The 12,286-nt window shown below is 67.9% G+C and carries 13 protein-coding genes; 8 read left to right on the top strand and 5 right to left on the bottom strand.

Going from position 1 to position 12,286, the window contains the following annotated elements:
* The first annotated feature begins 227 nt into the window (after positions 1-227).
* The 7 genes from ASG60_RS18875 to ASG60_RS18845 all read left to right on the top strand — a co-directional run bounded on the left by ASG60_RS18875 (position 228) and on the right by ASG60_RS18845 (position 6,694).
* Entirely contained in the window at positions 228-812 is a 585-nt protein-coding gene (locus tag ASG60_RS18875) for a molecular chaperone TorD family protein (RefSeq protein ID WP_056167338.1), read from the top strand.
* Positions 813-880: 68 nt separating this feature from the next.
* Positions 881-1,135 (top strand): formate dehydrogenase, encoded by a 255-nt coding sequence (locus tag ASG60_RS18870; protein WP_056167341.1) that lies wholly within the window; start codon positions 881-883, stop codon positions 1,133-1,135.
* 7 nt (positions 1,136-1,142) lie between these two features.
* Entirely contained in the window at positions 1,143-4,085 is a 2,943-nt protein-coding gene (locus ASG60_RS18865; RefSeq protein ID WP_056167189.1) for a formate dehydrogenase subunit alpha, read from the top strand.
* A gap of 16 nt (positions 4,086-4,101) precedes the next feature.
* Entirely contained in the window at positions 4,102-4,698 is a 597-nt protein-coding gene (gene fdh3B, locus ASG60_RS18860; RefSeq protein WP_056167191.1) for a formate dehydrogenase FDH3 subunit beta, read from the top strand.
* 64 nt (positions 4,699-4,762) lie between these two features.
* Entirely contained in the window at positions 4,763-5,803 is a 1,041-nt protein-coding gene (locus ASG60_RS18855) for a formate dehydrogenase subunit gamma (RefSeq protein ID WP_056167194.1), read from the top strand.
* A gap of 22 nt (positions 5,804-5,825) precedes the next feature.
* Positions 5,826-6,065 (top strand): hypothetical protein, encoded by a 240-nt coding sequence (locus ASG60_RS18850; RefSeq protein ID WP_056167198.1) that lies wholly within the window; start codon positions 5,826-5,828, stop codon positions 6,063-6,065.
* Positions 6,066-6,142: 77 nt separating this feature from the next.
* Positions 6,143-6,694 (top strand): hypothetical protein, encoded by a 552-nt coding sequence (locus tag ASG60_RS18845; protein WP_056167200.1) that lies wholly within the window; start codon positions 6,143-6,145, stop codon positions 6,692-6,694.
* Between the two features lie 21 nt (positions 6,695-6,715).
* Here ASG60_RS18845 and ASG60_RS18840 read toward each other — a convergent pair whose 3' ends face one another.
* The 4 genes from ASG60_RS18840 to ASG60_RS18825 all read right to left on the bottom strand — a co-directional run bounded on the left by ASG60_RS18840 (position 6,716) and on the right by ASG60_RS18825 (position 9,987).
* A complete protein-coding gene (locus ASG60_RS18840; protein WP_056167205.1) occupies positions 6,716-7,207 on the bottom strand; it encodes a DUF2721 domain-containing protein in 492 nt (163 codons plus the stop codon).
* A 16-nt stretch (positions 7,208-7,223) separates the two neighbouring features.
* A complete protein-coding gene (gene nhaA, locus ASG60_RS18835; protein ID WP_056387122.1) occupies positions 7,224-8,414 on the bottom strand; it encodes a Na+/H+ antiporter NhaA in 1,191 nt (396 codons plus the stop codon).
* Between the two features lie 293 nt (positions 8,415-8,707).
* Entirely contained in the window at positions 8,708-9,439 is a 732-nt protein-coding gene (locus ASG60_RS18830; RefSeq protein WP_056387120.1) for an anti-sigma factor, read from the bottom strand.
* The gene (locus tag ASG60_RS18825) at positions 9,436-9,987 is read right to left on the bottom strand and encodes a sigma-70 family RNA polymerase sigma factor (protein WP_056267413.1); all 552 of its coding nucleotides are present in this window, start codon (positions 9,985-9,987) and stop codon (positions 9,436-9,438) included. The genes ASG60_RS18830 and ASG60_RS18825 overlap by 4 nt, the downstream gene beginning before the upstream one ends.
* Positions 9,988-10,219: 232 nt before the next feature.
* Between ASG60_RS18825 and ASG60_RS18820 the strand changes: the two genes are divergently transcribed.
* The gene (locus tag ASG60_RS18820; protein ID WP_056167212.1) at positions 10,220-10,798 is read left to right on the top strand and encodes a fasciclin domain-containing protein; all 579 of its coding nucleotides are present in this window, start codon (positions 10,220-10,222) and stop codon (positions 10,796-10,798) included.
* A 350-nt stretch (positions 10,799-11,148) separates the two neighbouring features.
* Here ASG60_RS18820 and ASG60_RS18815 read toward each other — a convergent pair whose 3' ends face one another.
* Positions 11,149-12,255 (bottom strand): HD domain-containing phosphohydrolase, encoded by a 1,107-nt coding sequence (locus ASG60_RS18815; protein ID WP_056167215.1) that lies wholly within the window; start codon positions 12,253-12,255, stop codon positions 11,149-11,151.
* Positions 12,256-12,286: the final 31 nt, after the last annotated feature.

The raw sequence follows: 12,286 nt of genomic DNA, 5'->3' as shown, positions 1-12,286 counted from the left end.
AACGCTTTTTATCGTAGCTCCAAAGTACGATCCCGGCTTACGGTGCTGAGCGAAACACCCGGATACCGTCGGCTCGCGCCATGGCGCAGCGGACGTTCCGTGAAGGTCACGCAGATCGGGATCGTCCCGGGTTCAAGGTCGCAAGGTTCAGGTTCGAGAGTGGGATGCGTTCCGTCGCAGGGGCCAACGAGCACGCGGACGAAGGGCGTCAGAACGGTCACGCTCCGATGAGCGCGACCGTCGACGACGTCGATCATGGGCGCGCCCAGCACTACGATCTTCTCGCCGTTCTCCTCGGGCATGCGCCGGACCGGGCCGTGCTCGAAACCCTCGGGCGACTTCGGGGCGGGGACAGTCTGCTCGGCCAGCCCGTCGAGGTTCTGGCGCGCGCCAGCCGCGAGGTGGCCCCGGAAACGGTGGCACGCGAATATCACGACCTTTTCGTCGGGGTCGGTCGCGGCGAGCTCCTGCCCTACGCGTCCTACTACCTCACCGGCTTCCTCAACGAACGGCCCCTCGCTCGGGTGCGTGAGGATCTGCGGAGTCTCGGGATCGAGCGGGATACGGCGATGACCGAGCCCGAGGATCACCTCGCGATCCTCCTCGATTGCATGGCCGGGCTCGTGGCCGGTCGGTTCGACGCGGCACCCGACGCCGCGCGAGACTTTTTCACGAGGCATCTGGAGCCCTGGGCCGGGCGTTTCTTCGCCGATCTGGAGCGGGCGAAGGCCGCGCGCTTCTATCGGACCGTCGGTGGATTGGGTCGTGCCTTCATCGAGGTGGAGGCGCAGGCCTTCGCGATGGACGCATGACCCCCCGCCATCCGAATTCAATGGATCGCGCCGACGGCGCATCCCCCGCCGTTTGAGGAGTGTCGACCATGCGACAGGATCCGAAAGACCAGAAGGACCGGCTCGGTCGTCGCCAGTTCTTCCGCGCGCTCGGCGGCGGAACGGTCGCGGCCGCCGTCGGTGTCTCGGCGACGCCCATGACGGCGACGGACGCCCAGGCCTACGACCCCGGCCAGGACGAGACCAAGGGGCGCTACCGGCTCACCGACCACGTGAAGGCGTTCTACCGGACCAACGGGTACGAGACGCTGAAGAACAGCACCAACGACGCCGGCAAGAAGTGAGGCAGCCATGCTGACGAAGCGTAAGAGCGGCGCGGCGAGCCGCACCAAGCATCAGGCCGTGGCCGCCGGCCTCGCCTCCGGCATGCTCGACCGCCGCGGGTTCCTGCAGAAATCCGGTCTCGCCGCTGGCGCGCTCGCGGCGGCAGGCTCGCTCCAGCTCGGCTCCGTGCGGCAGGCCCGCGCCGCCGGCTCCTCGGCGGTCGGCCCCGAGACCGTCATCAAGAAGAACGTCTGCACCCACTGTTCGGTGGGCTGCACGGTGACGGCCGAAGTGGTCAACGGCGTCTGGGTCGGTCAGGAGCCGTCCTACGCGAGCCCGATCAACCGCGGCACGCACTGCGCCAAGGGCGCGGCCATTCGCGAACTCGTCTCCTCCGATCGCCGCCTGAAATACCCCATGAAGCTCGTTGCCGGCCAGTGGCAGCGCATCTCGTGGGACCAGGCCATCGACGAGATCGGCGACAAGCTCGCGGCGATCCGTGAAAAGAACGGCGCCGACTCGGTCTACTGGCTCGGCTCGGCCAAGTTCACCAACGAGGCCGCCTACCTCATGCGCAAGTTCGGCGCATTCTGGGGGACCAACTCCGTCGACCACCAGGCGCGCATCTGCCACTCGACCACGGTGGCGGGGGTGGCCAACACCTGGGGCTACGGCGCCCAGACCAACTCGTACAACGACATCCGCAACGCCAAGACGATGATCATCCTCGGCGGCAATCCGGCCGAGGCGCACCCGGTCTCCATGCAGCACGTGCTGTCCGGCAAGGAGATCAACCGCGCGAACATGATCGTCATCGATCCGCGCTTCACCCGCACGGCCGCCCACGCCACCGAGTACGTCCGCATCCGTTCCGGCACGGACATCCCGGTCGTCTGGGGCATCCTCTGGCACGTCTTCCAGAATGGCTGGGAGGACAAGGAGTTCATCGCCCAGCGCGTCTACGCCATGGACGACGTCCGTAAGGAAGTCGCCAAATGGACGCCCGAGGAGGTCGAGCGCGTCTCCGGCGTGCCCGGCGAGCAGTTGCGCCGGGTGGCGGAGAAGTTCGCCAAGGAGAAGCCCGCCACCCTGATCTGGTGCATGGGCGCGACCCAGCACACGGTGGGCACCGCCAACGTGCGTGCGCTCTGCATCCTGTGTCTCGCCACCGGCAACGTCGGCAAGCCGGGCACCGGCGCCAACATCTTCCGCGGTCACACGAACGTGCAGGGCGCCACCGATCTGGGCCTCGATGTCACGTCGCTGCCGCTCTATTACGGCCTCGTCGAGGGCGGATGGCGCCATTGGGCCCGCGTCTGGGACGTACCCTACGAGTGGCTGCAGTCGCGCTTCGACGAGGTGCCGGCCACGGCGGGTCGCAAGGCCCGCACGCGCAAGGAGAACATGGAAGCGCCGGGCATCACCTCGACCCGGTGGTTCGATGCGGTGAACCTGCCGCCGGAGCAGATCGACCAGCGCAGCCCGCTGAAGGCCTTCATGGTGTTCGGCCACGGCGGCAACACCGTCACCCGCCTGCCCGAGGCGGTGGAGGGCATGAACAAGCTCGAGTTGCTGGTGGTGGCCGATCCGCACCCCACGACTTTCGCAGCCCTCGATGCCCGCCAGGACAACACCTACCTGCTACCGATCTGCACCTCCCTCGAGATGGAGGGTTCGCGCACGGCCTCGAACCGCTCGATCCAGTGGGGTGAGCAGATCGTCGAACCGGCCTTCGAGTCGAAGAACGACTACGAGGTGCTGTACCGGCTTGCGACCAAGCTCGGCTTCGCCGAAACCCTGTTCAAGAACATCAAGGTCGAGAACAACATTCCCTCGGCGGAGGATCTCCTGCGCGAGATCAACCGCGGCGGCTGGTCCACGGGCTATTGCGGCCAGAGCCCCGAGCGCCTGAAGGCGCATATGCGCAACCAGGCGAAGTTCGACCTCATCACCCTGCGCGCGCCGAAGGACGATCCGGAGGTCGGCGGCGACTATTACGGCCTGCCCTGGCCGTGCTGGGGCAAGCCGGAACTCCGGCATCCGGGTTCGGCGATCCTCTACAACACATCGCTTCACGTGAAGGATGGCGGCAGCACCTTCCGGGCGCGCTTCGGCACCGAGCGCAACGGCGAGACCCTGCTGGCGGAAGATTCCTTCACCAAGGGCTCCGACCTCACGGACGGCTATCCCGAGTTCACCTTCGGGGTGTTCAAGAAGCTCGGATGGGACAAGGACCTCACGGATGAGGAGCGCGCCACCATCCTGAAGATCGGCGGCGAGAAGCCCGACACCGTGAGTTGGGCCACCGACCTGTCCGGCGGCATCCAGCGCGTCTGCCTCGACCACGGCGTGATCCCGTTCGGCAACGGCAAGGCTCGCGCCAACGCCTGGAACCTGCCGGACCCCGTGCCGGTGCACCGCGAGCCGATCTACACGCCGCGCCCCGACCTCGTGGCGAAGTATCCGACCCGGCCGGACGAGCGTCAGTTCCGCATGCCGAACATCGGCTTCTCCGTGCAGAAATCGGCGGTGGAGCGCAACGTCGCGCGCGACTTCCCGATCATCCTCACCTCCGGCCGCCTCGTCGAGTACGAGGGCGGTGGCGAGGAGACCCGCTCGAACCCGTGGCTCGCCGAACTCCAGCAGGACATGTTCGTCGAGATCAACACCGGTGATGCGTCCGAGCGCGGCATCAAGGACGGTCAGTTCGTTTGGGTGACGGGCGCCGAGAACAGCGCGAAGGCCAAGATGAAGGCGCTCGTCACCGACCGCGTCGGCAAGGGCGTCGCCTTCATGCCCTTCCACTTCTCGGGTTGGTACGAGGGCAAGGACATGCGCGACTACTACCCGAAGGGCACCGACCCGGTGGTGCTGGGCGAGAGTTCGAACTCAGTCACCACCTACGGCTTCGACCCTGTGACGGGCATGCAGGAGACGAAGTGTACCCTGTGCCAGATCAAGGCCGCGTGAGAGGAGCGCATCCATTATGGCCCGTATGAAGTTCCTCTGTGACGCCGACCGTTGCATCGAGTGCAACGCCTGCGTCACCGCGTGCAAGAACGAGCACGAGGTGCCCTGGGGCATCAACCGCCGCCGCGTCGTCACCCTCAACGACGGCAAGCCGGGCGAGCGCTCGGTCTCCATGGCGTGCATGCACTGCACCGACGCGCCCTGCGCCGCCGTGTGCCCGGTGAACTGCTTCTACACCACGGCCGACGCCGTGGTGCTGCACTCCAAGGACATCTGCATCGGCTGCGGCTACTGCTTCTACGCCTGCCCGTTCGGCGCGCCCCAGTATCCGCGCGTCGGCAACTTCGGCTCGCGCGGCAAGATGGACAAGTGCACCTACTGCTCGGGCGGTCCAGAAGCCGATTTCTCGGTGGCCGAGTACGAGAAGTACGGCTCGAACCGCCTCGCCGAGGGCAAGCTTCCGCTGTGCGCCGAGATGTGCTCGACGAAAGCGTTGCTCGCCGGCGACGGCGAGATGATCGCCGAGATCTACAAGCAGCGCGTGGTCAAGCGCGGCTACGGCTCCGGCGCCTGGGGCTGGAAGACCGCCTACCGCGAGACCGTGGCGATCTGATCGCCCCTCCGGGGCCGCCGCCCGCGGCGGCCTCAACGACGAGAAGCATTCGAAAGGAACGCCGATGCGGCGGGCAGTCACGCTCTTCAGCACTCTCGTCCTCGCGACGACGCTCCTGGCCGCCCCGGGCGCCTTCGACGCCGCACGGGCGCAGAACCCGATCACCCAGGACGGGCAGAACCCCATGGGCGCCAAGCCCACGGCGGATTCGGTCAACGAGGAATTCCTGTTCAAGCAGGCCGACAAGATCACCGGCCGCGTCAGCATCCCCGACCGGAAATCCGCCAACCTGATTCAGCCGCAGGGCCGCGAGTACCGGGCCTTTCGCGAGTCCTGGCTACCCTGGATCGGCGCGCTCGGCATCCTCGGCATGATCGCGGCGCTCGGTGGGTTCTTCCTGTGGCGCGGACGCATCCTCACGGACGACACCCAGGAATCGGGCAAGAAGATCCTGCGGTTCAACGCGTTCGAACGGTTCGCCCACTGGATGACGGCCACGTGCTTCATCATCCTGTCGTTGTCCGGCCTGAACTACATCTTCGGCAAGCGCCTGCTCATGCCGGTCATCGGCCCGGAGGCCTTCGGCACCCTGGCGCAATGGGCCAAGTACAGCCACGTCTACCTCGCGTGGCCGTTCATGCTCGGCGTGGTGATCATGATCGCCGTCTGGGTGAAGGACAACATCCCGAATCGGATCGATTGGGCCTGGATCAAGGCCGGCGGCGGCTTCATCGGAAAAACCCACCCCCATGCCGAGCGCTTCAACGCCGGCCAGAAGGGTGTGTTCTGGATGGTCGCGGGATTCGGTGCGGCCATGGGTGTCACCGGCCTGATGATGCTGTTCCCGTTCGCGCTCCTCGACATCAACGGCATGCAGGTCATGCAGGTGATCCACGCCCTCATCGGTGTCGCCTTCATCGTCGGCATCCTCGCGCACATCTACATCGGTACGCTCGGCATGAAGGGCGCCTACGACGCCATGGGCAGCGGCAAGGTCGATCTCGCCTGGGCCCGCGCGCACCATGACCTCTGGGTGGAGAAGGAACAGGCCAAGACGGCCAGCGGCCCGCAGCTCACGGGACGCCACCCCGCGCCGGCCGAATGATACGGACGAGGAAGAACACGTCATGAAAGCCTTCGCCGCCGCCGTCATCGCCGCCATCGCCCTCGGCGTGCTGGCCATGTATGCGCTCACCAGCAACCAGACTTTCGCCTATCAGGCCTTCGCGACCTCGGGTGCGCGCGTGTCGGAGCCGGGTATCAATCTCGTCGGACCGAAATGGAACGGCATGCCGGTGGTGGGCGAGGCCAACGACGCCGCTCACGGCAAGGCCGAAGGCGAAGCCTCCCACCCGAAGCGGTCCTGACGCGCGTGCCATCGGATCTGCGGACCAGTCGCATCGGACAGACACCCGCGCGGTCCCAGGAGTTTGAGGAAACGAGCATGCTGAAATCCCTGTCGCGCATCGCACTCCTCACGACGGCGACCCTGCTCGCGTTACCGGCCTCGGCGCAGGACGCCGCCCCTCCGGCGGCGTCAGGCGGACCGGCCGATCTCTGCAAGGAGTTGCTGGCGTTCGTGACGGCGCCGGAAGCCAAGAAGCAGGAGGGCGCCACGCCACCGAGCCAGACGACGGCGGTGTCGAACCCGTCCGGCAAGAGCGAGGGCAAGCCCTCCGGCGGTGGCGGTGAGCCTCAACAGAAATCCGGCTTGAGCGGCGCCACGGGATCCAGCGACACGGTGGCGCCCGGCGATCGCAAGAGTGCCCTCGCCCAGGCGAACGCATCGGCAAAGGCGGCGGCTGCACCGGCGGCCTCGCCCCCGCCGCCGAAACCCGACGCCGCCACCGTGGCGGGTATCGAGACCGCAGCCGCCAGCAACGACCAGGCCGGCTGCCGCGCGGCGGCCCGCACCATGCGCAAGGCCGGCGTTCCGATGCCGCCGCCGCTCCTGGCGCTCGCAGCCCTCGATCTCAAGTTTCAGACCGGCCGGTAGGCTTTGCGCCGACGCCGGTTCTCATGGACCGGAGCCTTCGAGATCCGTCGCGTGGCGGGTCTGCCGATCGACCTCGTCCCGAACACCGCGGCCCGCCATGAGGATTTCCGACAGGAAGGCCGCAATGGCGGCGACAGTGCAGATCAGCGCCACGCCGAAGCATCCAAATAGGATCGAGGCGGTGGCCGCATCGCGCAACGCTCCGACATACAGGGTCAGAACGGCGAGGCCGGTCATGATGCCGCCGATCGAGGCGAGCACCACCGCGACATCGAGCACGAACGAGCGTCGGCGCAGGTAGGACAATTGCCGCGCGAGCCGCCCTGCTTCGTTTGGGCCGGCCCCGCGCAGGTGGGACGACGCGGCGTCGACCTTGTCGGCCACGCGCCCGAGGCGCGTCGAGAACACGTTCAGCAGGGTCGCCAGCGCCGTCAGCAGAAAGGCCGGCGCGAGGGCGATCTGAATGACGTGGGCGATGTCGTCGGGGGCCGTGGGAGACGTCTGGGCGAGCATGGGTTTCCGTCGAGCGTCAGCTTCGAGCCGTCGATCCGGGCCGTGGTGCGAAGAGGAGAACGAGGGCCCCGGCGACCATGCAGCTGACGGAGCCGAGGAGAACGCCGATCTTGGTTTCGGTCTCCAGGGCGGGTGTGTCCGCGAAGGCGAGGAGACCGATGAAGAGGCTCATGGTGAAGCCGACGCCGCACAGGAGTGACAAGCCGTAGAGCTGCCACCACCCTGCATGGGCCGGACGCGGGGCGAGGCCGAGTTTGACGGCGACGGCGATCATGCCGAACACCCCGATCTGCTTGCCGAGGAACAGCCCGAGGGCCACGCCGAGCGTCACCGGTTCCAACAGCATCGCGGCGGACATGCCCCCCAGCGCCACGCCCGCATTGGCAAAGCCGAAGATTGGCAGCACCACGAAGGACGACCAGGGTTGGAGGGCGTGCTCCAGCTTGTGCAGCGGGGATGCCGGGTCGTCGGGCTTGGCCGGGCTGGTGCGCAAGGGGATCGTCAGGGCCAGCACCACGCCCGCGATGGTGGCGTGAATGCCGGACCCGAGAACGAGAACCCACAGGACCGCGCCGAGGAGCAGGTACGGGGTGAGCCGGCTCACCCCGGCTCGGTTCAGGGCGACCAGGACCGCGACGGTGATCACGGCCCCGACCAGCATCGGCAGCGACAGGCTGGTGGTATAGAACGCGGCGATGATGAGAACCGCCCCGAGGTCGTCCAGAATGGCGAGCGCCGTGAGGAACACTTTCAGGGAGACCGGCACGCGCGGCCCGAGGAGCGCCAGGACTCCCAGGGCGAACGCGATATCGGTCGCCGTCGGGATCGCCCAGCCGCGCAGGGTCTCCGGTGAGGCGCGATTCACGAACACGTAGATCAACGCCGGCGCGAGCATGCCGCCGAGGGCCGCCACACCCGGTAGGATCCGGTCGGGCCACGTACGCAGGCGGCCGTCGAGGACTTCACGTTTGATCTCGAGGCCGACCAGCAGGAAGAACACCGCCATGAGGCCGTCGTTGACCCAATGCAGCACGCTCAAGGGCCCGAGATGGGCTGCCAGCAATCCGAAGTAGGCTGACGCCAGGGGCGAGTTGGCGATGAGGAGCGCCAAGGCCGCGCTCGCCATGAGGACGAGGCCACCGCCGGCATCGCTCCGCAGGGCGGCACGAAGGGCGGATACGGGCCGTGGAACGGAGGAGACCTTCATGCGGCGAGGCCTGCCAGCGATTGGGCACATGGGCAACCCGCCCCGGCGATATGGCTGCGGAAACATTCGGTTCGCCCGGCGGGGGGATCTCGAGCATTGCAGCCCCGGCGACCTGTCGTTCGACCGCGAATAGAACTTCGATGCCGCCCTCGTCTCGAGGCCATGCTGTCGAAGCCCATCGAAGAGCTCCTCGCGACCGTCGACCGCCAGGAACCCTTGTGGAACGTGGACAACTGGACGGCCGCAACGGGCGGTCGCCGAGGGGCGAGGGATCCGGCCTGCCGTCGGGCGATTCAGTCCCGCAGAAGCTTGCCCGAATAGACCACCGGTCCCGTCGGTGCCCCGCTCGGTGAGCCACCGGGCGGTTCGACGCTCACGGCCAGCACGGCGGTCTCGAGGCTGGCGCCACGCGCGATTTCCGGCATGGCCATGCTCGCACGCCCGGCCTCGACAAGGCCGAGGGAGCGTGGTGCGCCACCGCCAGCGATGTACCAAAGCTCCAGGCTCTTCTCGCGGGGCGTGTCGGCTGCAACGGAGCGGACCTGCGCGACGCCGCGTCGCGTGTCGACCCGCACCACCAGGGCCGGCAATTCGCCGCCCCGATTGACCACGGCGACGTACTGGCCCGTATCCGGGTCGGGCGGCAGGAAGCGGCCGAGGCCCAGCGCCAAGGCGAGACCGGCGGCCAGGGCCGACGCGCCGAGCGCTCCCAGGCGCCATCGCCGCAGACCACGGGTCAGGCTCTCGACGCGGGGATCGTCGCCGGTTGGCCTCAGCGCCGCCCGGATGCGCAGCCAGGTTCCCGCCGGCGGCGCGACCTCCGGCACGGTCTCCGCGAGGGGCGCCAGGCGCGTCTGCCAGTTGGCGACGGCGGCCTGCAGGTTCGCATCCGTCGCCAGGGCACGGGCGAAGGCGGTGCGTTCGGCCTGCGGCAGGGTGCCGAGCACATACTCTGCGGCCTGTATGTCGCGGTCGGGCGAGCCGGCGCCGAAGGAATCCTCGGTATCGAAGGGATCGCCGGTCATGCGTTGGCGTCCAGGCACGAGCGCAGGCTCGCCAGTCCGCGGTGGAGCCACGTCTTGATGGTGTTCACCGGTCGATCGAACCGCGCCGCCAGTTCCTCGCGGGAGAACCCTTCGCAATAGGCCAACACGAGGCATTGCCGGTGCACGGCGTCGAAGCGGCCGAGGCACAGGGCCAGGGCACCGCGATCCAGAACATCGCTCTCGCCGTCGTGCGGGTCGGGCACCTGATTCATCCAATCCTCGCCGTCGACGAGATCCGCCAGAGGAGTCTCCTTGCGGGCGCGCACCACATCGATGGCCCTGTTGCGGGCGATGGCACACATCCAAGTGATCGGCCGGCCGGCTGCGGGCGCGTAGGTCTCGGCCTTCTGCCAGATCCGGAGATAGACATCCTGAAGCACGTCCTCGGCCGCTTCACGACTACGGACGATACGCAGGACGAGGCCGAAGAGTTTCGCTCCCGTCTCGTCATAGAGCGCCTTCAGCGCCGTCTCGTCACCGGCCGCGATGGCTGTCAGTCGCGTCTGAAGCAGAACATCGTCAGTCACACGGCACCGCCACCGAACGTCCCATCGCTCTTCTCCCTGCTCGGTCTCGAAGCCTTGGCGCCCGAGGCGCTGGCTTTCTCGCAAGTCCTTCTCGCAAGTCTTGGCGATCCCCACGGGAGGACCGACCGGGCGAGCGGATCGTCTAACAGATCATTCCTGAAACTTTCTCTCCAAACGCGCCGTAAGTCACCTCGATTGCCCCGCTCGGGACATCAGAGGAGACAAGAATCCGATGCATAACCTCACCGCCCGCCGCCCGCTGGCCTCCAAGCTCGCCGCCCTCGGCCTCAGCCTCGCCATCGGCGCCGCCCTCCCGGCCGCCGCCCTCGCCAAGAACCCGATGGTCGGCGGCGCGCCGATGTACGCCTCGAAGACCATCGTCGAGAACGCCGTCAACTCGAAGGACCACACCACCCTGGTCGCCGCCGTGAAGGCCGCCGGCCTCGTCGAGACCCTGTCGGGTCCCGGCCCGTTCACGGTGTTCGCCCCCACCAACGCCGCGTTCGCCAAGCTGCCCGCCGGCACCGTCGAGACCCTGGTGAAGCCCGAGAACAAGGCCACCCTCACCAAGATCCTCACCTACCACGTGGTCCCCGGCACCTACACCGCCAAGGACCTGATGAAGCTCGCGAAGGATGGCGGTGGCGAAGCCCAGCTCAAGACCGTCCAGGGTGAGCCCCTGGTCGTCCAATCCAAGGGCAAGAAGGTCTACGTGACCGATGCCAAGGGCAGCACCGCCACGGTCACCGTCGCCAACGTGATGCAGTCGAACGGCGTGATCCACGTGATCAACGGCGTCCTCCAGCCCTGAGGCTCATGGGGTTCGCCCCACCCCCGTGACGTGTGACAGCAGGCTCCGGGCGATTTCGGCCCGGGGCCTGCCGTATCGGGCCGTCGGCGTTCCGACCCACCGGAAGGGCCGGATCGCGGAGCCGGCCAGCGCCCGCATCGGACGAGCCGCCGCCAGCGCCACGGTCCCGACGGGTCGCCAGTGCGCCAGATTCTCCGACGGCGTCCGTGCAGCCACGGCGATCGAGCCGATGCCGGGGGGCGGCCTCCGCGATGGCCGACTTCGACAGCGGCAGGCGGATCACCGCCATCACGTCCCACGACAACCGCGCGGCCCGAGGGCCTGTCCCGTGCGCGATCGCTGCATAACCGTCATGCTGTCGTGGCCGACATGGCATCACCGAAGCACCGCACGAGGCCGGCTTCGAGCTTGGTATCCATGCTCTCGAGGACCGCGAGGGCGTCGCGCATGGGCATCGGCGGCTTGTAGGAGCGCCGCTCGGTCAGGGCCGCGTAGATGTCGCAGATGGTGAGGAGCCGCACGGTGTCGCCGATCGCCGATCCGGCGAGACCGTCGGGATAGCCGGATCCGTCCAGCATCTCGTGGTGATGGCGTACGGCGCTCAGAGTCGCGGCGTCGCAGCCGCTGTCGCGCAGAATCTCGTAGCCGATCACCGGGTGGGTGCGCATGATCGCCATCTCGTCGGCGTCGAGGCGGCCCGGCTTGTTGAGGATCGCCTGCGGGATCCGGGCCTTGCCGAGATCGTGCAGCAGGGCTGCCCGGACGAAGTGCTGCCGGTCCTGCTCGCGGAACTGCAGAAAATTGACGAACTGGGCCGAGACGCCGGCAACCAGCAGGCAGTGCTGGTAGGTGGCGTCGTCGTGGGTCCAGACGGTGTCGAGCCACTGGGTCAGCCCGCCTTCGCGCACCGCTGCCAGGATCGGCGTCAGACCCGCCTCGACGACGCCGAGCGCCATGTCGCCGCCCTCGCGGGCCGCTGCGAACAGGCCGGTGAGCGCCTCGGTGGCGCGCACGATTCCCTGGCCCGACACGCCGCTCGCGGTCTCGCCGCGCGCGGAGACCTGATCCCGGATCACCTGGGCGACGAGGTGCGGCGCCGTATAGGCCGGCAGGCAGACCGTGGCGCCGAGGTCGCGGGCCTGCCGCAAGTCCTGATCGGACGTCGAGCGCATCAGGCAGATCACCGGGATGCGAACGACGCGGCCGGCGACCGGATTTGCAACCTGGCTCACGATCTGCGGCGTGGCCTGGCCCACCGGCAGCACCGCACGCAGACGTCCGACGGATTCACGGCGGGTCAGGGTGAGGTCGGCCACGATGGCGATGGGCCGGGTGCCGAGCGAAAGCTTTCCGTCTCCGGCCACGACTTCGCAACGCCCCACTGTATTGAGAATCGTCTCCAGGGCCGCACTACGATCGGGCCGATCGGTCAGGAGAAGAATCGCGCCGTCGTTCATGCCCGTGCGTCCGATACCCTATGCCTTCGCC

The sequence above is a fragment of the Methylobacterium sp. Leaf469 genome (assembly GCF_001424745.1).
Taxonomy (GTDB): Bacteria; Pseudomonadota; Alphaproteobacteria; order Rhizobiales; family Beijerinckiaceae; genus Methylobacterium.
This window is presented reverse-complemented; position numbering and strand designations above follow the sequence as displayed.

Coding starts and splice junctions, on each gene's coding strand:
- ASG60_RS18875 (WP_056167338.1), top strand. CDS start 228: ATGAGCGCGACCGTCGACGACGTCGATCATGGGCGCGCCCAGCACTAC.
- ASG60_RS18855 (WP_056167194.1), top strand. CDS start 4,763: ATGCGGCGGGCAGTCACGCTCTTCAGCACTCTCGTCCTCGCGACGACG.
- ASG60_RS18850 (WP_056167198.1), top strand. CDS start 5,826: ATGAAAGCCTTCGCCGCCGCCGTCATCGCCGCCATCGCCCTCGGCGTG.
- fdh3B (WP_056167191.1), top strand. CDS start 4,102: ATGGCCCGTATGAAGTTCCTCTGTGACGCCGACCGTTGCATCGAGTGC.
- nhaA (WP_056387122.1), bottom strand. CDS start 8,414: ATGAAGGTCTCCTCCGTTCCACGGCCCGTATCCGCCCTTCGTGCCGCC.
- ASG60_RS18830 (WP_056387120.1), bottom strand. CDS start 9,439: ATGACCGGCGATCCCTTCGATACCGAGGATTCCTTCGGCGCCGGCTCG.
- ASG60_RS18845 (WP_056167200.1), top strand. CDS start 6,143: ATGCTGAAATCCCTGTCGCGCATCGCACTCCTCACGACGGCGACCCTG.
- ASG60_RS18870 (WP_056167341.1), top strand. CDS start 881: ATGCGACAGGATCCGAAAGACCAGAAGGACCGGCTCGGTCGTCGCCAG.
- ASG60_RS18820 (WP_056167212.1), top strand. CDS start 10,220: ATGCATAACCTCACCGCCCGCCGCCCGCTGGCCTCCAAGCTCGCCGCC.
- ASG60_RS18865 (WP_056167189.1), top strand. CDS start 1,143: ATGCTGACGAAGCGTAAGAGCGGCGCGGCGAGCCGCACCAAGCATCAG.
- ASG60_RS18840 (WP_056167205.1), bottom strand. CDS start 7,207: ATGCTCGCCCAGACGTCTCCCACGGCCCCCGACGACATCGCCCACGTC.
- ASG60_RS18815 (WP_056167215.1), bottom strand. CDS start 12,255: ATGAACGACGGCGCGATTCTTCTCCTGACCGATCGGCCCGATCGTAGT.